16 protein-coding genes, 1 rRNA gene and 1 other annotated feature are annotated in these 23,052 nt (G+C 44.5%); of the genes, 13 read left to right on the top strand and 4 right to left on the bottom strand.

From position 1 onward, the window contains the following. Positions 1 to 51: 51 nt before the first annotated feature. The 9 genes from thrS to BUB11_RS25270 all read left to right on the top strand — a co-directional run bounded on the left by thrS (position 52) and on the right by BUB11_RS25270 (position 9,606). Entirely contained in the window at positions 52 to 1,986 is a 1,935-nt protein-coding gene (gene thrS / locus BUB11_RS25310) for a threonine--tRNA ligase (protein WP_073033283.1), read from the top strand. A gap of 115 nt (positions 1,987 to 2,101) precedes the next feature. Further along, positions 2,102 to 2,233 (top strand) — a sequence feature (ribosomal protein L20 leader region). A gap of 31 nt (positions 2,234 to 2,264) precedes the next feature. After that, positions 2,265 to 2,780, top strand: a complete 516-nt coding sequence (gene infC, locus BUB11_RS25305; protein WP_229250417.1) for a translation initiation factor IF-3 — start codon at positions 2,265 to 2,267, stop codon at positions 2,778 to 2,780. 23 nt (positions 2,781 to 2,803) lie between these two features. Further along, positions 2,804 to 3,001 carry a 50S ribosomal protein L35 gene (gene rpmI / locus BUB11_RS25300; RefSeq protein WP_073033279.1) on the top strand — a complete coding sequence of 66 codons (198 nt, stop codon included), beginning with the start codon at positions 2,804 to 2,806 and terminating at the stop codon, positions 2,999 to 3,001. A 27-nt stretch (positions 3,002 to 3,028) separates the two neighbouring features. Further along, positions 3,029 to 3,388, top strand: coding sequence for a 50S ribosomal protein L20 (rplT, locus tag BUB11_RS25295; protein ID WP_073033277.1), 360 nt, complete (start codon positions 3,029 to 3,031; stop codon positions 3,386 to 3,388). A gap of 122 nt (positions 3,389 to 3,510) precedes the next feature. Continuing rightward, entirely contained in the window at positions 3,511 to 4,305 is a 795-nt protein-coding gene (locus BUB11_RS25290) for a TrmH family RNA methyltransferase (RefSeq protein ID WP_073033291.1), read from the top strand. Positions 4,306 to 4,787: 482 nt separating this feature from the next. Further along, positions 4,788 to 5,810 carry a phenylalanine--tRNA ligase subunit alpha gene (pheS, locus tag BUB11_RS25285; protein WP_073033290.1) on the top strand — a complete coding sequence of 341 codons (1,023 nt, stop codon included), beginning with the start codon at positions 4,788 to 4,790 and terminating at the stop codon, positions 5,808 to 5,810. Between the two features lie 12 nt (positions 5,811 to 5,822). Beyond that, a complete protein-coding gene (gene pheT, locus BUB11_RS25280) occupies positions 5,823 to 8,228 on the top strand; it encodes a phenylalanine--tRNA ligase subunit beta (protein ID WP_073033275.1) in 2,406 nt (801 codons plus the stop codon). Positions 8,229 to 8,304: 76 nt separating this feature from the next. Beyond that, entirely contained in the window at positions 8,305 to 8,562 is a 258-nt protein-coding gene (locus tag BUB11_RS25275) for a cell division protein ZapA (RefSeq protein WP_073033289.1), read from the top strand. A gap of 144 nt (positions 8,563 to 8,706) precedes the next feature. Beyond that, positions 8,707 to 9,606: an alkaline phosphatase family protein gene (locus BUB11_RS25270; protein ID WP_073033273.1), complete on the top strand. Its 900-nt coding sequence runs from the start codon at positions 8,707 to 8,709 to the stop codon at positions 9,604 to 9,606. Between the two features lie 113 nt (positions 9,607 to 9,719). Here the strand turns inward: BUB11_RS25270 and BUB11_RS25265 are convergent, their stop codons facing one another. The 3 genes from BUB11_RS25265 to BUB11_RS25255 form a co-directional block, all read right to left on the bottom strand. Then, the gene (locus BUB11_RS25265; protein WP_073033271.1) at positions 9,720 to 10,514 is read right to left on the bottom strand and encodes an ABC transporter ATP-binding protein; all 795 of its coding nucleotides are present in this window, start codon (positions 10,512 to 10,514) and stop codon (positions 9,720 to 9,722) included. 1 nt (position 10,515) lies between these two features. After that, positions 10,516 to 11,418, bottom strand: coding sequence for an ABC transporter permease (locus tag BUB11_RS25260; protein WP_073033269.1), 903 nt, complete (start codon positions 11,416 to 11,418; stop codon positions 10,516 to 10,518). Between the two features lie 88 nt (positions 11,419 to 11,506). Then, complete coding sequence (locus tag BUB11_RS25255; protein WP_073033267.1) at positions 11,507 to 12,502, bottom strand: ABC transporter substrate-binding protein; 996 nt, start codon at positions 12,500 to 12,502, stop codon at positions 11,507 to 11,509. 338 nt (positions 12,503 to 12,840) lie between these two features. On the opposite strand from BUB11_RS25255, the gene BUB11_RS25250 reads away from it, so the two are divergent. Both BUB11_RS25250 and BUB11_RS25245 read left to right on the top strand, forming a co-directional pair. After that, positions 12,841 to 15,405, top strand: coding sequence for a U32 family peptidase (locus BUB11_RS25250; RefSeq protein WP_073033265.1), 2,565 nt, complete (start codon positions 12,841 to 12,843; stop codon positions 15,403 to 15,405). 81 nt (positions 15,406 to 15,486) lie between these two features. Beyond that, a complete protein-coding gene (locus tag BUB11_RS25245; RefSeq protein WP_073033263.1) occupies positions 15,487 to 17,853 on the top strand; it encodes an endonuclease MutS2 in 2,367 nt (788 codons plus the stop codon). A gap of 86 nt (positions 17,854 to 17,939) precedes the next feature. Here BUB11_RS25245 and BUB11_RS25240 read toward each other — a convergent pair whose 3' ends face one another. Further along, on the bottom strand, positions 17,940 to 20,606 hold the full coding sequence (locus BUB11_RS25240) for a transglycosylase domain-containing protein (RefSeq protein ID WP_073033262.1): 2,667 nt from the start codon (positions 20,604 to 20,606) through the stop codon (positions 17,940 to 17,942). A 528-nt stretch (positions 20,607 to 21,134) separates the two neighbouring features. Between BUB11_RS25240 and tyrS the strand changes: the two genes are divergently transcribed. Continuing rightward, positions 21,135 to 22,400, top strand: a complete 1,266-nt coding sequence (gene tyrS / locus BUB11_RS25235) for a tyrosine--tRNA ligase (protein WP_073033260.1) — start codon at positions 21,135 to 21,137, stop codon at positions 22,398 to 22,400. A 444-nt stretch (positions 22,401 to 22,844) separates the two neighbouring features. Beyond that, positions 22,845 to 23,052, top strand: a 16S ribosomal RNA gene (locus tag BUB11_RS25230); the annotation flags it as partial.

Here is a 23,052-nt window from a genome sequence, read left to right as displayed (position 1 = left end):
ACTTATGGCTTGGCGATATCCAAGTTTTCTAATAGATAAGGAGTGATTTTGATGATTCAGGTTACTTTAAAAGACGGCTCAATACGAGAGGTTGAACCAGGTACGACTATCGCCGAACTTGCAGCCTCCATCTCAAGGGGATTGGCCAAGGTAGCTGTAGCAGGGAAAGTTAATGATAAGATGAAGGATCTTTCCTGTCCGCTTACTGAGGATTCGGCGGTGGAGATCGTAACCATAGATAGTGATGAAGGGTTAGACGTCTTAAGGCACTCCACGGCACACTTGATGGCTCAAGCTGTAGGCAATCTGTTTCCGGGGACAAAATTCGGTATCGGCCCCTCAATTGCTAAGGGATATTACTATGACTTTGACTCTGAACATGTCTTTACTCCTGATGATTTAGCAAGCATAGAGAAAGAAATGAATCGCCTTGTCAAAGAAAAGCATGATTTTAAGCGCAGGGAGGTCTCTCGAACTGAGGCCTTGAGCCATTTTGGTGAACTGGGCGAAAAATACAAGGTTGAACTCATCGAGGGTCTTCCTGATGACGCCACGATTTCTATGTACACTCAAGGGAGCTTCACCGACCTTTGTGCAGGACCGCATCTGCCTTCGACGGCAAACATTAAGGCTTTTAAACTTATGAACCTGGCAGGTGCCTATTGGCGTGGCAGTGAGAAGAATAAAATGCTCCAACGTATCTACGGAACGGCTTTTGCAAAACCAGCAGATTTGGAAGATCATCTGTTTAAATTAGAAGAAGCAAAACGGCGTGATCATCGTAAGCTCGGTCTAGAACTTGATCTTTTTAGCTTACATGATGAGGGCCCTGGGTTCCCGTTTTTCCATCCTAAAGGCATGATTTTGCGTAACGCCCTAGAAGACTTCTGGAGACAGGAACATCGCAGACGCGGATATCAAGAGATTAAAACTCCAATTATTTTGAATCGCTCAATGTGGGAGCAATCCGGTCACTGGGATCATTATAAAGAGAACATGTATTTTACCCAAATAGATGATCAAGATTATGCAGTAAAACCGATGAACTGTCCCGGCGGCATGATTATGTATAAGACAAAAATGCGCAGCTACCGAGACCTGCCGCTTCGAGTAGGAGAACTGGGACTCGTGCACCGTCATGAACTTTCGGGTGCTCTCCATGGATTACTCCGGGTTAGAAACTTTACTCAGGATGATGCACACATCTTCATGCTCCCCTCTCAGATTAAGGAAGAGCTTATTGCAGTTATTGAGCTAGTTGATTATTTCTATAAAGTCTTTGGCTTTGAATATCATGTCGAATTGTCTACGCGTCCAGAAGATTCTATGGGCTCGGATGAGGATTGGGAAACAGCGACTAAGTCCCTTCAAGAGGCTTTAGAAGAGAAGGGTATAGATTACAAGATTAACCCAGGCGACGGGGCCTTCTACGGGCCTAAGATTGACTTCCATGTCCAGGATTGCCTGGACCGGACTTGGCAGTGCGGGACGATCCAACTCGATTTTCAAATGCCAGATAAATTCGACTTATCCTACATCGGAGAAGACGGTCAAAAGCATCGTCCAGTAATGATTCACAGGGTTGTGTATGGAAGCATTGAGCGGTTTATTGCTCTCTTAACAGAGCACTATGCGGGAGCTTTTCCTGTTTGGCTGGCACCGATCCAGGTACGTATCCTGCCGATCAGTGAGCGGCATCACGAGTATGCTAAATCACTTGCCTCGCGCCTCAACGAACTCGATATAAGAGTAGAAACAGACGAGCGCAAAGAAAAGATTAGTTATAAGATTCGAGAGGCTCAAACTGAAAAGATTCCATTTACGCTGGTCGTGGGGGATCAGGAAGCAGAGTCTAATATGGCTGCAGTTCGAAGGTATGGACAGGGGGATGCTGGAGAAAAAATGACGATCGATGCTTTTATAGAGCTCGTCCAAGAAGAGATTAAGAGTAAGAAGATGCTGAAAGCCAATTTCAAAGAAAAATAATCGAATTTGAACTATAGTGCCATATGTTGAGCTAAGATAACAGCAGTGGATTGGGAAGAAAAAAGAATGTCAAGGTTTGGAATTGACAAGAGGATAGTTTTGAGGTAAGATATTTGATGTCAAGCAGAAGCCATCCGCTTCTCACCTTACGGCGCTCGTCGATAAGGTATCTTCTGGTCCTGAGCTTAGTGTTTGCTCGTGATTGTTTAGAAGACGGGTGGTAAATCATCCGTCTTTTTGTTTTTGAATTTAATAAAATTTTTAGGAGGTGGTTTCTTATTAGCAAGGACTTAAGACTTAATGACGAAATCCGGGTTCGGGATGTTCGTCTCGTTGGTGAAGAAGGCGAACAACTTGGGATCATGGCGACTAGAGACGCACTGAACTTGGCAATCGAGAAATCGTTAGACCTTGTAGAGATTGCGCCGACGGCCAAACCGCCGGTCTGCAAGCTAATGGACTACGGCAAGTACAAGTACGAACAAGCTAAACGAGATAAAGAAGCTCGTAAAAAGCAAAAAAGCATGGAAATTAAAGAAGTCAAACTGCGTCCGAATATTGAGGATCATGACTTCGAGACCAAAGCTCGCAACGCCCAACGCTTTCTGCAGGATGGGGATAAAGTAAAGGTAACGATCATGTTCCGCGGACGGGAAGTGACTCACCCTGAGCTTGGCAGAGCTTTATGTATTCGACTGGCTGAGTTTTGCAAAGCAGAGTCCACAGTAGAGCGTGAACCAAAACTTGAAGGTCGAAATATGATTATGATTTTAGCTTCAATTAAACACGACTAATAGCAAAAGGGGGATAAAACTAAATGCCAAAGATGAAAACACACCGTGGCGCTGCAAAGCGTTTTAAGAAAACAGGAACGGGCAAAATTGTCCGTATGCATGCATTTACAAGTCATATTTTGGAGAAGAAGTCACCCAAAAGAAAAAGAAATCTACGTAAATCAACGATTATGCATAAAAGCGATGCAAAACGAATTGCCAGTATAATCGCTTATCTATAAAACTTGAGGTAAAAGGAGGTCTTCATAATGGCTCGTGTAAAAAAAGGCGTAACCAAGCATAAACGCCACAAAAAGATATTGAAGTTAGCAAAAGGATATCGTGGGGGAAAAAGCAAGCTCTATCGCCCGGCGAATGAACAAGTCCTTAAGTCTTTAGCTTATTCCTATGCCCACAGAAAAGACAATAAAGGCAACTTCCGCAAGCTTTGGATTGCAAGAATTAACGCAGCTGCCCGAATGAATGGCATGTCGTACAGCCGTATGATGAACGGTTTAAAAATGGCTGGAGTTACAGTCAATCGGAAAATGTTAGCAGAACTCGCAATTAGCGATGCTGCAGCGTTCACAGAAATCGTTAATGTCGCCAAAGTGCAAATCAAAGGATAAATTAGGGAGGGTGCAAATGCATCCTCTTTCTTTATATGAGGCTGGGTCCGGCGCATAGTTTCTGCTAAGTTGTCGCCGAAGACTTGGCGTAGCCGGTTTCACTACCCTTGGAGGTGGTTAGGATAATTGAGTCCTTACAAAACGAGCAGGTCAAATATGTAGTCTCTTTACAAAGGCGCAAAGCCCGTGAAGAGGCCCAATTGTTTATAATTGAGGGATGGCGATTCGTTGAGGAGGGCGTTCTCAGAAATGCGCCAATCAAAAAAGTTTTTGTTTGCTTAGAACGTGAGCCGTCAGAATGGCAGCCTCTGCTCGCACAGCTACGTGAGCGAAGCATTCCTTTTGAAAAGGTGGATGCTCGAGTTCTTCGTAAAATGAGTTCAACAGAAGAGCCTCAAGGAATCCTGGCTGTGGTACGTCAAACAAACTATACTTGGTCTGATTTACATATTGATTCAAAATCAGTCGTGCTTATTTTGGATGGAATTCAAGACCCAGGCAATCTAGGAACTATTCTGCGCACCGCGTTGGCTTCCGGAGTTCGCTATGTGTGCTTGACCCCAGGAACTGTCGATTTATATAATCCTAAAGTGTTACGCAGTACCATGGGGGCTGTCTTTTCCTTAGTCATCCTGCCGAGTCAACAGCCAGAGGATATTTTGGACTTTTGTCAGAGACGGGAATTACGGGTTTTGATGGGGGATATTCAAGGGGTTCCTATTTACCAGACAAAACTATCGGAGGGCCCCCTTGCCCTTGTTGTTGGAAACGAGGGCAAGGGCCCATCTCTATTATTTCGAGATGCGGATATCCAACGGGTTACGATTCCGATGGCCCAAGAAGTAGAATCCCTTAATGTAGCGATGGCTACAGGGATCTTGCTTTATGAGATTGTTCGCCAAAGGGGTTTCTTGTAAAACATAGAACGAATATGCTATAATTTTGTTTATTAACATACTAGAACGTATTCATAGTTAGTAAAAGCGATGATCAGGTTACAAAGGAGTATTTTCTTCTCAGGGAGGCATGGCCTAAGACTGTGAGCCAGCTAAGAAGGTATCCACCTCCTCATGTTTGAAGAGGTTAAATTTCGCCTGGGAGTGGCCCGCTGATTTGTAGGCAGGCCCGGTCTCCACCGTTAACAGGGACTTAAGTGTGGCTAATCAGCCAAACTAGGGTGGTACCGCGAGAATAGACTCTCGTCCCTTTCAAGGGGCGGGAGTTTTTTATTCTTTTCCCTGATGAACAGGAATTTTTGAGGTTGGAGTGCGGGGCAAGACTCAAACAGGACGTTTGAAATTGATTAAAGCCATTAACTTAAGTAAGAAATGGCTTAGATGCCTTGATAGCAAGTGTCAGTTAGAAGGATTCCGAGATGGATTTGGAAAGGGTGATTTACTTGAAGAGCGAAATACTGCGCATCAGAGAAGAGGCCTTAAAAGAACTTAGGGAGTTGGACAGCCCTGAAGCACTCCAAGAGCTTAAAGTGAAGGTCCTAGGTAAGAAAGGATCTCTAACCGCTTTGTTACGTCAGATGGGAAGTCTAAGCGCTGAAGAACGACCAATTATGGGGCAAGTTGTAAATGAGGTTCGTACCCGTCTGGAACAAGCGTGGGAAGAACGCAGTGAAGAGTTAGACGCGATGGCTCTACAGAAGAGATTGGCTACCGAACGAATTGATATTACTTTACCGGGAACTCGTGTAGCTCGAGGACATTATCATCCCCTTACACAGGTTATCGAAGAAATTGAAGATATCTTTTTGGGTATGGGATTTCAAATTGCTGAAGGGCCAGAAATTGAATCGGATTATTATAACTTCGAAGCTCTTAATCTTCCGAAGGAGCATCCGGCTCGTGAAATGCAAGATTCCTTTTACATCACAGAGGAAATTCTGCTTCGAACCCAAACCTCTCCCGTACAGATTCGAACAATGGAGAAACTGCATCCCCACCTCCCTGTGAAAATCATTGCTCCAGGAAAAGTTTATCGCAATGATGATGATGCAACGCATTCCCCAATGTTTCACCAAGTCGAAGGACTTGTTGTAGATCGTGGAATACGCATGTCAGACCTTAAGGGGATTCTCTTAAATTTCTCTCGTGAAATGTTTGGTGAGTCTAGAGAAATTCGTTTAAGACCGAGCTTTTTCCCTTTCACTGAGCCTAGTGCTGAAGTAGATGTTTCCTGTATGCTTTGTGGAGGATCAGGGTGCCGTCTTTGCAAGGGCACAGGATGGATAGAAATATTAGGATCAGGTATGGTTCATCCGAAGGTATTAGAAATGGGTGGATATAATCCGCAGGAAGTCACGGGATTTGCTTTTGGTATGGGAGTAGAGCGCATCGCCATGCTAAAGTTTGGGATTGAAGACATGCGGCTCTTATTTGATAATGATTTGCGATTCTTGCAACAGTTTTAAGGGGGAAAGGTCATGAAAGTCAGTTTGGAATGGTTACGCGAACTGGTTGATTTAGACCAGAGTGCTGAAGAGTTAGCAGAAACTCTAACCCGTGGCGGTATTGAAGTTGAGAATGTCGAGAACCTGAATAAGGGATTTGAGAAAGTAGTTATAGGTGAGATAGTCAGTTTGACAAAACATCCGGATGCAGATCGACTGTTGGTTTGTGCTGTAAATGTGGGTCAAGAGGAAGTAACGATTGTGACCGGAGCGCAGAATTTACTGACGGGAGATCGGATTCCAGTTGCCTTAGTAGGTGCAAACTTGCCAAATGATCTCTCCATCCGAAAGTCCAAACTTAGAGGGGTTGTCTCGCAGGGAATGCTATGCTCGCGCGAAGAGCTTCTGCTAGATGATACAATCGGGTTAGATCGGAGTGCGGACGGAATCCTGATTTTACCGCCAACTGCTCCTATTGGGGAGAACTTTGGGCACTATTTAGGTCTTGAGGATAGTATCTTAGATTTAGAACTCTACCCAAATCGACCAGATTGTTTGGCGATGGTGAATGTTGCACGTGAAGTGGCGTCTCTCACTCGGAAAAAGCCCCATTTACCGAAGTGGGCAGAGCAAAATCAAGTGCTTTCCCTTCCCGTTGTCAGGGATTTTCGGATTATCATTGAGGATCAAGAGTTATGTTGGCGTTATGCAGGGTTAGTGGTTGAAGATGTCCATATTGCGCCTTCGCCGGAGTGGATGCAACGACGGCTCAAAGCTGCAGGTGTTCGCCCCATCAGCAATATTGTGGATATTACAAACTATGTCATGCTGGAAATGGGACAGCCGTTACACGCCTTTGATCGGGATAAAATCGAGGGAGATGTCCATGTGCGGCCTGCACATCCAGGAGAAAAGATTGTTACCTTAGATGGCGCGGAGAGGACCCTGCAAACACACACATTACTCATTGCGGATGACAGTCAACCTTTAGGAGTGGCTGGAGTAATGGGTGGGTTATACAGTGAAGTGACGAAGGATACAAAGCGGTTAATGATTGAGTCCGCTCACTTTTCTTCAGTCAGCATCCGTCGGACAAGCCGACGTTTAGGGCTTAGATCAGAGGCCTCGAACCGCTTCGAAAAGGGTATCGACGTCTCTGGAATTGTGGCTGTGTTAGGACGGGTTTGTGATTTGCTCATAGACTTGGGAGCGGGCCGCCCTGTTGCCCTCGTAGATGAAGTCAGGCACCTCCCGTCTCGTCGCCAAATTACTCTGTCCACCGAACATACATCTACTGTCCTGGGAATTGAGCTAAAGATATCAGAGATCCGCCAAGTATTGGAGGACCTGAACTTTGAGTATAAGGAAAACAGCGGATTATTCCAGGTTGAGATTCCGACCTATCGCTCAGACCTTGAGATCGAAGAAGACCTTATGGAAGAAGTTGCTCGTCTGATTGGCTACGACCGAATCCCAACCACTCTGCCTCAAGGGGATCAGACTCAGGGCAGGAGAACCCCTGAACAAGAGTTTCGCCGTCGGTTGCGTAAAGTCTTGGCACAGTCTGGGATGGATGAGGTACTGACCTATACCTTCACCCGCGCAGAATCAGATGCCCAATGGGGAAGCGCAAAGCATCAGATTCCCCTGCTCAATCCTTTGCGGGAAGAACTTGGTGTAATGCGTACCTCTCTCATACCGGGGCTCCTTGATGTAGCCGCTCGGAATGTCGCACGTCGAAACATGGATGTGAGCATTTTTGAGATCGGAAACACATATTGGGGAGAAGAGCAACCTTTGAAGAAGCTTCCGCGAGAAGAATTGAGAGTAGCTGCGGTCGCTGTAGGAAAGAGTGAGAGGCATTGGCTGAATCAGCCGGTTAGTTATGACTTCTATTATCTCAAGGGGATTATGGAAGGACTGGCTTTGGAATTCGGGCTTAAACTGGAATTCCGTGTGGCAGAAAATCAATCTTTACTCCATCCGGGACGCTCTGCAGACCTTTATCTTCAGAATCAGTGTGTTGGTTTCCTTGGCGAAATCCATCCCTCTCTGGAAAAGGAATGGGGGCTCGAACGAGCGGTTATTTTTGAATTAGAATTGAGCACCTTATTTAAGCGGATCAGACAAACTGTACGTGCTCATTCCATTCCCCGTTTCCCTGCAATACTACGGGATTTGGCCGTCGTCGTGACCGTTGAGACTTCGGCTGAAGCAGTCATGGCCAAAATACGAAAGCTTGGCGGGGATTTGTTGCAACAAGTTGAAATATTTGACGTTTATACCGGAAACCCTATACCGGAAGATCATAAAAGCTTGGCTTTCTCATTACGTTATCAGTCCATAGAACGGACATTGACTGATGAGGAAGTAAATCTACTGAATTCGCGTATTTTAGAGGGAATTCAGCAGGATTTTGGCGCGGAACGGCGAAAATAAAGAAAAGATGCGCTGAGTGTCCCAGGAGCTAATTATGGCGAGAAGGGACACAGGACATAGAGAGCGAGGGGAAATTGTGGCACATGAACCAGTCAAAATCACCGTTGAGATTTTTGGGGAAAAACATGTGGTCCGCGGTGAGGGTACAGCACCGTATATTCAAGGATTGGCGCATGAAGTTGATAAGAAAATGCGTCTGATCGCTCAACGGTTGCCTCGCTTGAGTGTTCACCAGACGGCGGTCTTAACAGCTTTAAATTTAGCCGATGAATTGGCTAAGTTACGAGAAGAACAAGAAACCTTAATGCAACTGCTTGGAGAAAAGACCGAGTAGCCATAAAAAACACGACTAGTCTTAGTCGTGTTTTTCTATGTACAATTGAAAAGAACCGGAGAGCATGCTAGAGAAACCTCAATTGGATATTGGTATTTATTCAAAAACTTTGATACTCTTAGAACTGGAAGGGGGAAAATAGAAATGCGCATGGTGATGATTTTCGTAGATGGTTTTGGTATAGGCGGACAAGATGATAATCCCATCGTCGCTGCGAAAACCCCTGTTCTGGATGAACTGCTGGGAGGGCATCTCCTCTGGGGAAAACGTTGCATTACCCATAATAATACCGTCCTTAGAGCGTTAGACCCCACGCTGGGAGTATCGGGTACGCCTCAGAGCGCGACAGGTCAGACAACACTCTGGACGGGTATCAATGCAGCCAAAGCGCTGGGATTTCATCTTCGTGCTTATCCCAATCAACTCCTGGCGGAAATCATTGAGAAAAAGAGTATCTTTAGGCAATTAGCTGATGCCGGGAAGTCGGTTGTGTTTGCCAATACGTTTACAGATGCATACGATCAAGCCGTGAGGGCTGGGAAACGAAAACACACGGCGTCCACCCTCTCAGCTCTAGCGGGAGGTGTACGCCTAAGACGTGTTTCCGATTTAAAAGAAGGATTAGCAGTATATCAAGATATGACAAATGAGATTCTCATCCAATTGGGAGAGCAGGTAACCGTTATATCTTCGTTTGAGGCTGGCCAGCATTTAGGAAACGTGGCTTTAAACTATGATTTCACGCTATATGAATTTTTCCAGACGGATATTTTAGGGCACAAGCAACTTTGGAATGAGGCAATTGGTCTGGTTGAACGCATTGATAGTTTTATTGGAGGGTTTCTCTCAGTTATTGAGGAACAAGAAGACGTGGCCTGGATATTAACCAGTGATCACGGTAATATTGAAGATTTTTCTATAAAAGGGCATACCACAAATCCAGTGCCTGCACTATGTTGGTCTAGTCAACCCGTACAATGGCCGGAATGGGATACCCTTGAAGAAGTGACTCCAGGTATTGTTCAGTTATTAACTGAGGCTTGACTCATAATGATACCTCTATCCCATTCATACTTACTTGAATTTGCCCGAAATTTATCTCTCAATGAACATCGAGCACAAAAAAAGAGGGTAATCAATTTACCCTCTTAAAAAATCTAGGCTAGAATCATGCGGTCCGTATTCATGTGAGATCCGCTGGCTTTCTCAAACATTTCGAGCAAGCGACTTATTGTCATATTGTTTCGTTCTATTCCCTTAATGTCGAGGATCACCCGACCTTCGTGCATCATGATCGTTCGATTCCCAAAGGTAAGAGCATGGTCCAGATTGTGGGTAATCATCAAGGTTGTTAGTTGTTGCTGTTCTGTCACACCACAGGTTAATTCTAAGACCTTTTCAGCCGTCTTGGGATCGAGGGCCGCAGTGTGTTCGTCAAGAAGTAATAGCTTGGGTTTCTGTAGTGTTGCCATTAGAAGGGTCAAAGCTTGGCGTTGTCCCCCCGATAAGAGACTGACCTTATTGGTTAACCGATTTTCGAGGCCCAGGCCGAGCTTCTCTAGTTCTATACGAAATAAATCTCTTTCCTTAGGACCTATGGCTCGGCGTAAACGTCGGCCCTTTCCTCTGCGAAAGGCCATAATAAGATTTTCCTCGATGGTCATTGAGGCTGCGGTGCCGGATAAGGGGTCCTGGAAAACTCGGCTAATCAAATCTGCCCGTTTATGAGCAGGAAGACGCGTGATTGGTATGCCTTCGATGGAGATTTCTCCGGAGTCTACCATAAAGTTTCCGGCAATAGCATTCAAAAGCGTCGATTTTCCGGCGCCATTGCTCCCAATTACCGTAACGAAATCATTGGGTAAAAGCTCTAAACTAACTTTATTCAAGGCTATCTTCTCGTTAACGGTTCCTCGGTTAAAAGTCTTTAATACTTCGTGAACGTTTAGCATCTCATTGAGCCTCCTTTCCCGAAATCCCTCCACTCCATGACGCAATCTTTTTCCGGAGAGTTGGCGAAACCAAAGCAATAATAACAATGAAAGAGGTGATCAATTTTAAGTCAGTTGCTTCTAAACCTAACTGCAAGACAACCGCAATGATTGCGCGATAAAGAACGGCCCCGCAGATTACTGCGAGAATAGCTCGACCAATCGAAGAGGTTCCAACCAACACTTCTCCAATAATAACTGAAGCTAATCCAGCAATAATCATGCCGATTCCCATACTGGCATCGGCAAACTCTAGTTTCTGAGCGACATAGCTCCCAGCAAAGGCCACAAGTCCATTGGATAGACCCAGTCCGAGAATTTTCATGAGATCTGTGTTAACGCCGAGGCTTCGAATCATCAGTTCGTTGTCCCCAGTGGCTCGTAAGGCTAGCCCCAATTCAGTTTGCAGGAAAAAATAAATGACAGCACCTATCAATAGCACAGAACCCAAGCTAAGCACAAGGACACCGTACTCTTCCATGAACGGTAGCTTAGCAAAATCAGAGAAGATTGTCCTTGACCCAAGGAGTGAGATATTGGCTCTGCCCATTACTCGCAGATTAATAGAATAAAGGGCTGTCATTGTTAAAATCCCTGAAAGCAAGGGTGTGATTTTAAACTTGGTATGAAGTATTCCCGTAAATAACCCCGCCAGGGTTCCGGCAATAAACGCCATTCCAGTGGCTATCCATGGGTCAGTTCCTCCGACGATCAGCGATGTCGCAGTTGCTGCACCGAGAGTAAAACTTCCGTCTACAGACAAGTCAGCATAATCGAGAATCCGAAACGTCAGATAGACACCTAAAACCATGATAGCATACATTAAACCCTGTTCCATTGTACCGAGCGCTATTTGTGTGAACATCTTCAACACCCCAATTACATTTGCTGCGACTAATCAACTAAGATATTTACGCTTCAACTCGTGGTTCGAGAAACATGTGCTGGTACTACTATTTAACGATAGTTGCTTTTTTCGAGATATCCTCTGGTACAGTTATACCGAATAAATTAATAGCAGCTTGATTGAGTACTGTATCAAAATCTTTTTGAGCTTCGATGGGCATATCTTGAGGCTTCTCGCCTTTAACAACACGAAGTGCCATCTCCCCAGTTTGTTCACCTAATTTTTTGTAGTTAACTCCGATTGTAGCTAAGGCACCTTTGTCTACGACGCTGCTCTCTCCAGAAATGATGGGGATTTTGTTCTTTTGGGAAACCTGAACAACTGATTGGGCAGCCGAAACGACCATATTATCCGTGGGTACGTAGATGGTATCAACTTTTCCAATTAATGACTGACTTGCCTGTAATACATCGGCACTGGTGGTAACGGTTGCTTCAACAATTTCTAAGCCAAGATCGGCGGCTACTTTCTTTGCAATAGCAACTTGCACCTGAGAATTTACTTCCCCGGCATTATAGATGACCCCGACTTTTTTAACCGTAGGAACCAAGGTCTTCATCAGTTCAAATTGTTCTTTAATTGGATTCATATCGGTTGTACCGGTTACATTTTTTCCCGGTTTTTCCATGCTGTTCACCAGTTTAGCTTCTACCGGATCCGTGACAGCCGTGATCAAAATGGGGATATCTTTGCTGGCACTAGCCATAGCTTGTGCGGAAGGAGTTGCGATAGCTAGGACTAAATCTAATTTGGCGGAGGAAAATTTTTGGGTAATCGATTGGAGTATGGACTGATCCCCTTGAGCATTCTGATAGTCTACAGTAAGGTTTTTCCCTTCTTCATACCCGTTTTTCTTCAGTGTGTCCAGAAACCCTTGGCGAGCGCTATCCAAGGCCGGGTGTTCAACGATTTGAACAATTCCAATCTTTAGTGGCTTTGGCCCCTCTTTTTCGGCGGGGTTGGTTCCTGATTTTGCTGCACCACAGCCAACTAAACTAAGTAATAATACTAAACTTAATCCGAATGCTAGTATCTTTTTCATAATTATTACCCCCTTTTAATCTTGGACATAAAAAATACACCTCCGCAGGAAGTGCTTTGTGCCCAACTCCTACTGTACTACCATACTGCCAATATTTAATTAATTTTATCTTAAAGTATATGCCTAAGGGTGTCAACAAGAAATTATTGTTTCCGGGAGTCGCGATACTTTTAGAAGGAATAGGGGGGAATGGTACTCTCCCATATGTGCGAAGTGCTATGGGCTTACACTAATTGTACAAATTTAAGCTAAACAATTATAATTAAGATGTTGCCTAACTCGGTTCAGAGATGGGAATTAAAATAAAGCCACAATGTAGAAACAGGGGAAATTATAAAATGAATGAATTAGTAACTGAAAAATCTCTTTCCCTGGAACTTCTAGCTCCTGCCGGAAGTTTCGAAGCGTTTAAAGCAGCAGTAGAAAACGGAGCAGATGCGGTTTACCTTGGAGGGAAAAGCTTCAGTGCCAGAGCGAGCGCAGCAAATTTCGACTTAGAAGAGCTGCAAAAAGCTGTTCGTTATGCTCATGAACGACAGGTTAAAGTATATGTGACCGCTAATATTCTCATTGCAGATCAAGAGTTTCAAGAACTGTTGAATTATCTTTATGCCTTACACGAAATAGGGGTCGACGCCGTGATTTTACAAGATGTTGGGGTCGCGGAGTTAATCAATAAGATTCTTCCGGAAATGGATATTCATGCCAGTACGCAAATGACGATTAATACAAGCTGGGGAGTTCACCATTTAGAATCTCTGGGCTTTAGTCGAGTTGTGTTAGCCAGAGAGACCTCGGCTGATGAAATGAAATATATCGCAAACGAGACTCCGTTAGAAATTGAGGTTTTTGTGCACGGCGCACTTTGTATAGGCTATTCCGGACAATGCCTCATGTCGAGCTTTATCGGGGGGCGGAGTGGAAACCGGGGCACATGCGCACAACCTTGTCGGATGACATATCAGCTTGTAAATGACGAGAACCAGAACCTTTTAGCACAAAAAAACACAGGGGAACATTTGTTAAGTCCACGGGATTTGAATTTGGCTGAGGAGTTGGCTGAGCTAGAGCGAATCGGCATTCATTCTCTCAAAGTAGAAGGAAGAATGAAACGGCCAGAGTATGTGGCTACTGTTATTCGACTTTATCGGCAGGCCATAGATCGGATTGGAGATAAGAGAGAAGGGAATGGGGTCGCACCCTTGTTAACCCCTGGGGAACATCAAGAATTATTACAGGTGTTCAACCGAGACTTTACAAGCGGATATTTCAGAGAAAACCTCGGTGCAGACCTTATGAGTTACAGTCGACCGAATAATCGGGGAACGCGTCTCGGTCGAGTGACTCAATTCGAAGATGGGCGATTATCCATTAAGCTGGAAGCTGCCTTACACCCAGGGGATGGTATCGAATTTTGGACAGGGCGTGGGCGAGAAGGGGTTACTGTTGGACAGATTTGGAAGAGCGGAATTGAAGTTGCTGAAGGACTGCATGGGGAAACTGTTCAGATTGAGTTTCTCGGTATAGCGCACCCCGGAGACCGTGTTTTTAAGACGAATGATGCCTTATTAATGGAAAAAGCTCGGCATAGTTTCCAAGAGGGACGGGAGCAACGTAAAAACCCACTTACTATGCGGCTATCGGGGCACGAAGGGGATAAGTTGTGCTTAGAGGTGATGGACACTCAACGTAAGGTCACAGTATATTCGGCTGGCGTAGCTCAAAGGGCTTTAAAAAGGCCGCTGACATTCGACTATGCCTTCCAGCAGTTAGGTCGATTAGGGACAACTCCCTTTTGGCTGGACAAGTTAGAGTTGGAGACGGATGAGGGTATCATGCTTCCGGTGAGTGACCTGAATGAGATGCGTCGCTTAGCAGTTGAAGAGTTATTACAAATAGCGCCACGACAGAAGGTCGATCGCCAAACATATAAACAAAGAATTGAGTTGTGGAAGCAACGCCAGGCAGAGGAACGGACAACCTTAATCAATTTTCAGAAACCCATCCCCCAGATTTCAGTGGCCGTTAGTGACACGTCAACACTGCAAGCGGCTATTAAAGGGGGAGCAAAACGGGTATTGATTGGCGGAGAACATTGGCGCTCCCGGCGCAGTTTTTCTCTGGAGGAGATTAAAACTAGTTTTGCTGATTGCAGAAGACAAGGGGTTGATTGTGTCTGGCGCTTGCCACGGATCTTGAATCAGACCCAAAGTGACAATCTTCTCGCGGACTTTAAAAAAGCAGCAGAATGGGAACATAAACCTAAACTAATGGTGTCGAACCTTAGTGAGTTGGAAATGATGAAGAGCATTGATTCCAATTGGCCGTTTGAAGTAGATTATTCTTTAAATGTCTTTAATGAAGCGAGTCTTGCATACTTCTGGCGTTTAGGCGCAATGAAGGTAACCCTTTCACCGGAACTGCACCATGAACAGCTTGCTCATTTGGCGAAATGGCCTGGGGCAGAGGTCATAGTGTTTGGAGATCTAGAGATGATGGTAAGCGAATATTGCCCGGTAGGGGCGACCTTAGGTGGAAAAAAAGGGGACCACTGTGCAAGAACGTGTGTGAAAGAACCTCATTTCTTACGTGATCGCATGCGGTATGATTTTCCGGTTGAGACCGACGAAGAGTGTCGGATGCACCTTTTTAATGTAAAGATCCTTAACCTCTATGAAGAGCTTGCCCAAATACGGCGAATGGGGATTTCAACCATTCGTTTGCAATTAACCAGGCAAACGCCAGGGCAAATAAAGCAGATTGTTCGTTTGTTTAATGAAGCTTGGAATTCACTAAATGTCTCTAAGAAGAGCGCATGGACGTCGAATGACGGGATGTCTGAGTTAACATCCCTTTTCCCAGAGGGATTTACTAAAGGGCATTTTTTCCGCGGCGTGCTGTAGGTTTATCCCGGTCAGAAGGGCAGTCCCTTCTCGCCAAGACTTAACATTCGGTTGAGTCTTGGCCATTACAAAGGAGGCACTATGGAAATTGATGATAAAGTCCTTAATAAACTGGACTTTCCAAAGGTTTTGTCGCGTTTAGCAGAGTATTGTATTCTTCCCCGAGCAAAGGAATTGGCCATTGGTCTAAAGCCTTATGTTGATTTGGAATCAGTTCGCTTGGAGTTGCAAAAAACAGAAGAAGGAAAGAATCTTTTACGGGGAAATCCGCTATTTTCAGTGCGCGGGTCGAAAGAAATTCGTCCCTACATAGAGCGATGTTTGCGCGGAGGGGTAATTAATGGAGAGGAACTCTTAGAAATCCGAGATACTCTGCGTGTAGGACGAAAAATAAAGCAACTGCTAATGGAATTGAGAGAGGAGTTCCCCGGTTTATGGGATATCGTGTTACCTATTGAGCCGCAGAAGGATCTTGAGGATGAAATATCTCGCTGTATTTCTGAGGATGGGAAGGTGGCAGATAATGCTTCCCCAGAACTGGCAGATTTCAGAAGAGCCATAAATCGGTTGCAGAACCGCATTCGAGAAAGTCTGGAAGGGACTTTGAGGAATTCCAGCTATCAAAAAATGTTGCAAGACCCCATTATTACGCAACGTTCGGATCGATATGTGATACCGATCAAGCAGGAATATCGAGCGGCATTTCCGGGTATTGTCCACGATCAATCCGCGAGCGGGGCAACCTTGTTTATTGAACCTATGCCAGTAGTCCAGCTAGGTAACGAACTACGTGAAGTTATTTTAAAAGAGCAGCGTGAAGTCCAACGAATTCTGCAGATGCTCTCAGCTCAAATCGAGGTGAATGCCGATGAGATAGCAGATCTTCATGAGGCTTTAGCCCAATTGGATCTTGTCGTTGCAAAAGCACATTTAAGCGTGTCCATGAATGCCGGAGCGCCGGAATTGGTCATTGGGCAACAAATGAAGCTTGTCCAGGCCAGGCATCCGTTAATTAGCGGAGGAGTTGTCCCGCTTTCATTAGAATTAGGGATAGATTTCGACACGTTAGTTATTACAGGGCCCAATACTGGGGGGAAAACAGTGGCTCTGAAAGTTGTCGGACTGATGGCAGCTATGAATCAGTCTGGTCTCCAAATTCCAGCGGAAAGTGATTCTCGTATGGGAGTATTTACTCAGATTTTTGCGGACATTGGGGACGAACAAAGCGTGGAACAATCTTTAAGTACATTTTCAGGACATATGAAAAATATTGTGGAAATTATAAATCGCTCAGATGAACGTTCTCTGGTATTGCTCGATGAGGTAGGGGCTGGGACCGACCCAACAGAAGGGGCAGCTCTAGCCATGGGGATTTTAGCTGAACTGCATGAGCGAGGTTGCCGCACGGTTTCGACAACTCACTATGGAGCCTTAAAGACGTTTGCTTATGATACCCCTCGTGTCAAGAATGCTTCAGTGGAGTTTGACACTGAGACCTTGCGCCCGACATATCGGCTGTTGATTGGGATTCCCGGAAAAAGCAATGCCTTTACAATTGCGGGACGGTTGGGGTTAAGCGAGCGGGTCCTTGAAAAAGCTAACACCTTCGTAACAGAACGGGAGATGCAAGTAGCCGATCTAATTGAAAATTTGGGTGAAACCCACCGGGAGATCGAATTAGAGAAGCAAAAGGCTGCAACAGGGAGGCAAGCTGTAGAAAGGCAAAGTAAAGCTCTGGAAGAGAAGACAATCCGCTTAGATGAGGAATTCGAAATATTACTGTCCCTGGCTAAGGACGAAGCCAGCGAGCTTATTCGCGAGGCTAAACGTGAAGCTGAGGTTATAATTGAAGAGCTAAAAGCTGCTTTAAAGAAGGAAAACAAGCAACAGCAAGATATTGAAAAAGCTCGTCAGGGCTTTCGACGTATATCCTCAAAGTTGGATCATGGTCGGCAAGTAAAACGTTCGGGCAGTGAATTATCAGCAGATCAGATTATGTTGGGGCAGACGGTTTATATGACAAAAATCAGGCAGAAAGGGCAAGTCTTAAAGCTCCCTAATACTAACGGTGAAGTACTTGTTCAAGCGGGCATTATGAAAGTTATGGTACCACTGGCAGAACTAAAATTAGCCCAAGAGGAAAAAAAGGTTGCACCCAGGTATTCACGGCGTGAAATGGGTATGGGGGTTCGAAAGGCAGAGGAGATCCGCAGTGAGATTGATTTAAGAGGAATGCTTGTCGAGGAGGGAAGGGAAGTCTTAGACAAATATATGGATGATGCCGTTCTCGGAGGGATCGGTCAAATTTATGTTATTCATGGTAAGGGAACAGGGGCGATGCGAGCCGGTATTCAAGATTTTCTCAAGGGACATCCCCATGTACAAAGTTTCAGGTTAGGGGAGTATGGCGAAGGGGATTCTGGAGTTACGGTTGTTGAACTAAAGTAAGCTATAAACTTAAGCACATTAAAACAGCACTGAGAACCTTTATATTAAGGTTACAGTGCTGTTTTATTATATTTGCAAGGTTAATGTCAGTCAGTCAAGATTAATTTAACAGTGTTGGAAGACGGACCGATCTTTGATTCCTTCGGATCTTTAAAAGAGGCACGGAAGTAATAAGAGCCAGGACTGGGGGCTTTGTCGTTTATCGCTAGAGAGAAAGTGAGGGATCCTTTAGAATTGTTAATAGGTATACTTCCGATCGGCTGGCCTGGTCGTTGAATATGAATAACCGCAGAATATTTATCGTTTCCTGATAGGTTCATTATTGGGATGGTCACACGTGAGGTTTTTGCATCATAACTTACCTCGCCAAGCACGGGCGCCGGAAGGGAGGTGTCCTGCGGAAGATCATCTTGTGGAGGGGAAAGATCTGGATCGGGAATTTCATCTGTAACTGGATCAGGGGCCAACTCTGTAGGCAGTTTATAGGGTGCCTCATTGGAGGGCCATGTCCAAGACGGATCACGATTGGGTAAATTCAAGAAGGTTTTTGTGATGGTATTCTGGGAGTTTGGAGAAGCTAACATATTCGGATGATCGGCATCGACATCCTTTTGAATCCAGACGTCACTAATCCGCGTAGGTAAACTTCCTTGGGCTGCTATTTCAGTGGCGACAAATTCTGAAGGGGTTAAACTGCTGGGAAGAAGCCCGGACTTCGTATCAAATGAGCCACTGACAATCCCTGAGGGTTGTTCAAATTTCGATTGCACAGGAAGGCCTTCATGTGCCGCGGTCATGACTTTCTTCCAAATTTGGGCGGGAAAACCGCCACCATACACACTGCGCAAATAGTACGGTCCCGGCGTTCCATTTTTATCAAGGTCAGGGTTAGAATCATAACCCATCCAAACCACCCCTGCGTAGTTAGGGGTATATCCGGCAAACCAAGCATCTGTATTTCCGGTCCTATTTTTAAGGTTATCAGGCAAAGAAGACGTACCAGTTTTGCCGGAAACAGCCCAGTTTCCTATTTGGGCGCTAACTCCGGTGCCACTAGTTACAACGCTGCGTAACATACTGTTGATAATATAAGCAGTTGTTTCCTTCATAACGCGGTTTTTAGTTATTTTTGGAGAAATTACGATGTTCCCCTTGGCGTCTTTTACTTCTACTATTGCATGATCAGTGATGCTAACTCCGTTGTTGGCATAAACCCCATAAGCCGCAACCATGTCTTGTGTACTCACATGTGTAGTACCTAAAGCGAGGCTTAAAACTCGATCTTCTGGTGCAAGAGGGAGTCCGAGATTGTTTTTGCCAAATGCCCAACCATAATCGACTCCAATAAGATCCAAGAGTTTAACAGCATAGATGTTGACTGATTGTTCAACAGCATGACGCATGGTGATAAGACCCTTCCAGCCTTTAGTTGCTGTATCAAAGTTAGTTGGCGACCAGGATTTACCGTTTCCGCCGTCATAGCTTACGGGCATATCATCAAGGACGGTACCGGGGAAATATCCCCCTTTTTCGATAGCTGGACCGTAAACGACTAATGGTTTTATAGTTGACCCAGGTTGTCGTTTAGATTGCCATGCCCTGTTCAGTCCTCGGGGCGTATAATCCCGTCCGCCGACCATTGCTTGGATTTCTCCGGTTGAAGGTTCAATAACTGTTATGGCACCTTCGACTTTCGTGTTATTAATACCTTGAGGGAAATTTGCCGAGTCAGCAAAAGCAGCCTCTGCGGCACTTTGGATTTTCGGATTAACGGTTGTATAAATATGCAAACCACCACTGAAGATTTGTTCAGGGGTTAAATCGTAATTGGTTTCAAGTTCTTCTATAACGTAATCCACAAAGTATGGAAACTTGTAACTGGCAGTGGTTACTTCGTTTTTCTGCGCCCCTCCGCGGCTTTCTTTCATGGAATCAACATAGGCAAAAGGCGCATCCTTTTCTTTACTATACTCTTCAGAGGAAATTATCCCGGCATCCCGCATCACTCCAAGGACGATAGTGCGTCGAGCCTTGGCGTCTTCAGGATGAATATATGGATTGTATTGACTAGGAGCCTGTGGTAGCCCCGCCAACAAAGCGACTTCTGAAGGGGTTAAATCCTTAAGATCTTTACCAAAATAGGTTTTAGCAGCAGCTTGGATTCCAAATGAGGATTCGCCAAGGAAAATTTTATTAAGGTAAAAGGTTAGGATTTCGTCTTTTGTGTATTCTCGTTCGAGTTGAATGGCAAGAATTGCTTCCTGAATTTTTACCTGAAACTTCCGGATGAATTTAGTATCGTTAGGGTTTGCGATAAAGGCATTACTGGCAAGCTGAATAGTTATAGTACTAGCCCCTTCTCTGGTGCTTCTGGTTCGGATATCGTTTAGAGCAGAGCCAATAATTCGAATGGGATCAACACCAAAGTGTTGTTCAAAGCGTTTGTCCTCGACCGCTATGAACGTTTTCTTAACAAGGTCAGGAATGTCTGAATACTCGACAGTTTGACGATTTTCATATCCGTGCAATAGAGCAAATTCAACGCCATCCTTATCGTAAACATATGAGGATTGTTTAGCGTCACCTAGTAAGGCGGGGTCCCACTTTGGGGTGCCGGCGGCGGCAACGATCACAAAAATTGCCAAGACTGCTATAATAAGTGAAATAAAGGACGTAATTGATAAGAGAATAATTCGACGTTTAGAGGGGCGCTTGCGGCGCTGAGGACCACTTGGTTTTCTGGATGATGGCATTAAGACAACCTCCTGTAAATAAAAGAATGAGGCGCTAGACACTATTTAATTTTCTAGAATTATATCATACTTTTACTGTTACAAGGAAATTGAAATGATTATGGGCTGTTTCTGCGCTGTTTTGTGAGACATGTTTAAGAGTTGGAAGTTGCGAGCAAGCTAGAGAAACTGTATAATGTATTAAGAGTAGCTTATGTTTATAATGTCAATGGTATGATTGAGAAGAAACTTGGCGGAAGGCAACAGAGAGTCGGTGATAGGTGCAAACCGACCCAGAAACCAAGAGTTACACCTCAGGACTAGGAGATAAAAACCCTCGGGTCAGCCCGTTATCGCTGATTAAGCTGGATTTCCGTGAAATACGGGATTCAATGTGGGTGGTACCGCGGAAGTGTTTTCGTCCCTCAACCTTGTGTTGGGGGATTTCCTCGTTATTAAGCCAAGTTTTATATTTGGTAGAACTGTAGATGGGGATACAAGATGCCAATCGCGCCATATTAAATGAATAATAAAAGGGGGATTAAGTAAATGGACATTTTTAAGGAGTTAAAGGATCGAGGACTAGTCTATCAACACACAGATGAGGATGCATTGCGTAAAAGGTTAGCCAAGGGGCAGATGGCACTGTATTGTGGATTCGATCCGACCGCTGACAGCTTGCACATTGGACACTTGCTGCCACTTTTAGTCTTAAGGAGATTTCAACTTGCCGGGCATAAATCAATTGCCTTAGTAGGAGGCGGGACAGGACTAATTGGCGATCCAAGCGGCAAAGCATCGGAACGGACCCTAAATCCCCAAGAAGTAGTTGAACAGTGGGCTCAAAAGATTAAGAATCAATTTGGACGATTTTTAGATTTTGAAACCAAGGACAATCCTGCGATACTTGCAAATAATTATGACTGGCTGGGCTCTCTCCATGTGATTGAATTTCTCCGAGATATAGGCAAAAACTTTCCTTTGGGAGCGATGCTTGCTAAAGACTCAGTCGAGTCGCGTTTGAGCAAGGGCATATCTTTCACAGAATTCAGCTATATGATTCTGCAATCCTACGATTACTTAAAACTAAATGAAATGTACGGATGTGAGATGCAGATCGGTGGAAGCGACCAATGGGGTAATATTACCTCAGGAATTGATTTAATTCGTCGGACTGCGAATCAAGAAAAAGAAATGCACGGACTAACTTTACCTCTAGTTACCAAAAGTGATGGAACCAAGTTCGGGAAGACTGAAGGAGGAGCCGTTTGGTTGGATCAGGAAAAGATGTCTCCCTATAAGTTTTATCAGTTTTGGTTGAACACAGATGACCAAGATGTTGTTAAGTTCTTAAAGTATTTCACCTTCATATCAATTGAAGAAATTAATGAACTGGCACAAGGGGTGGAAAAGGAGCCTGAAAAGAGAAGGGCTCAGCGTGCTTTGGCGGAGGATGTAACAAAGCTGGTTCACGGACAGGAAGCACTCGATCGGGCAAAGAAAATCTCAAATGCTCTTTTCGGGGGAGGGCTTGGAAATCTGACTGCTGTGGAAATTGAAGAGGGATTTAGCGATGTGCCTTCAGCAACCATCCAAGCATCTGAAACAAGTTTAGTTGATGCATTAGTTCAAGTGGGAGCAGTGTCTTCCAAACGTCAGGCCAGGGAGGCGATAGAGAGCGGGGCTATCTATATTAATGATATTCGTCATAGCAATGTAGGATCAACTGTTTCCGAGTTGGAGCGGTTAGACGGAAAGTATCTCGTTATTCGCAGAGGAAAGAAAAACTACTATCTGATTAAATTTGAAGCATAAGCTTGTTAATACTGTACCGAATCGCTGACTTTGAGCAATTCGGTACAGTAGACATCTTATTAATATCTACGAAGAATTTTACTTTTAGTAATAAATGTGAACTGGAATTTAAAAAATAACCCTTAATGATGAAAAAATGACTTTTGAAGTTAAATAACTCGAAATAACGGTTGACAATGCAATAATCAAATGTTAATATATCCAAGTGCCGCAAAATTAACTGCTAAATTGAATTATATATACAGTAGTTAAATATGGTCAGAATAAATTAGTTGTTGACAACGAGAGTTGGAAATGCTAAGATATAAATCCGGCCTAAGAGACGCGAAAAAATGGCCCTGATCTTTGAAAACTAAACAACAAGGACAGCCAATGAGAGAAACTCGAAAGAGTTTCAAAAGAAATCATGAGCGAATCATCTTCTTCATTGAAGTGAGATAACTTTTTTTGGAGAGTTTGATCCTGGCTCAGGACGAACGCTGGCGGCGTGCCTAACACATGCAAGTCGAACGGAGAATTTCAATAAGTTTACTTAGAGAAGTTTTTAGTGGCGGACGGGTGAGTAACGCGTGGGTAACCTACCCATAAAGCCGGGACAACCCTTGGAAACGAGGGCTAATACCGGATAATCTTAGATGTTGGCATCAACGTT

Source organism: Desulfosporosinus lacus DSM 15449 (assembly GCF_900129935.1).
Classification (GTDB): domain Bacteria; phylum Bacillota; class Desulfitobacteriia; order Desulfitobacteriales; family Desulfitobacteriaceae; genus Desulfosporosinus; species Desulfosporosinus lacus.
This window is presented reverse-complemented; position numbering and strand designations above follow the sequence as displayed.

Bases quoted from the DNA above. Each gene is read 5' to 3' on its own strand.
- BUB11_RS25250 (WP_073033265.1), top strand. From the start codon at position 12,841: ATGAATGAATTAGTAACTGAAAAATCTCTTTCCCTGGAACTTCTAGCT.
- BUB11_RS25245 (WP_073033263.1), top strand. From the start codon at position 15,487: ATGGAAATTGATGATAAAGTCCTTAATAAACTGGACTTTCCAAAGGTT.
- BUB11_RS25255 (WP_073033267.1), bottom strand. From the start codon at position 12,502: ATGAAAAAGATACTAGCATTCGGATTAAGTTTAGTATTATTACTTAGT.
- thrS (WP_073033283.1), top strand. From the start codon at position 52: ATGATTCAGGTTACTTTAAAAGACGGCTCAATACGAGAGGTTGAACCA.
- BUB11_RS25240 (WP_073033262.1), bottom strand. From the start codon at position 20,606: ATGCCATCATCCAGAAAACCAAGTGGTCCTCAGCGCCGCAAGCGCCCC.
- BUB11_RS25265 (WP_073033271.1), bottom strand. From the start codon at position 10,514: ATGCTAAACGTTCACGAAGTATTAAAGACTTTTAACCGAGGAACCGTT.
- rplT (WP_073033277.1), top strand. From the start codon at position 3,029: ATGGCTCGTGTAAAAAAAGGCGTAACCAAGCATAAACGCCACAAAAAG.
- BUB11_RS25260 (WP_073033269.1), bottom strand. From the start codon at position 11,418: ATGTTCACACAAATAGCGCTCGGTACAATGGAACAGGGTTTAATGTAT.
- BUB11_RS25270 (WP_073033273.1), top strand. From the start codon at position 8,707: ATGCGCATGGTGATGATTTTCGTAGATGGTTTTGGTATAGGCGGACAA.
- pheT (WP_073033275.1), top strand. From the start codon at position 5,823: ATGAAAGTCAGTTTGGAATGGTTACGCGAACTGGTTGATTTAGACCAG.
- tyrS (WP_073033260.1), top strand. From the start codon at position 21,135: ATGGACATTTTTAAGGAGTTAAAGGATCGAGGACTAGTCTATCAACAC.
- rpmI (WP_073033279.1), top strand. From the start codon at position 2,804: ATGCCAAAGATGAAAACACACCGTGGCGCTGCAAAGCGTTTTAAGAAA.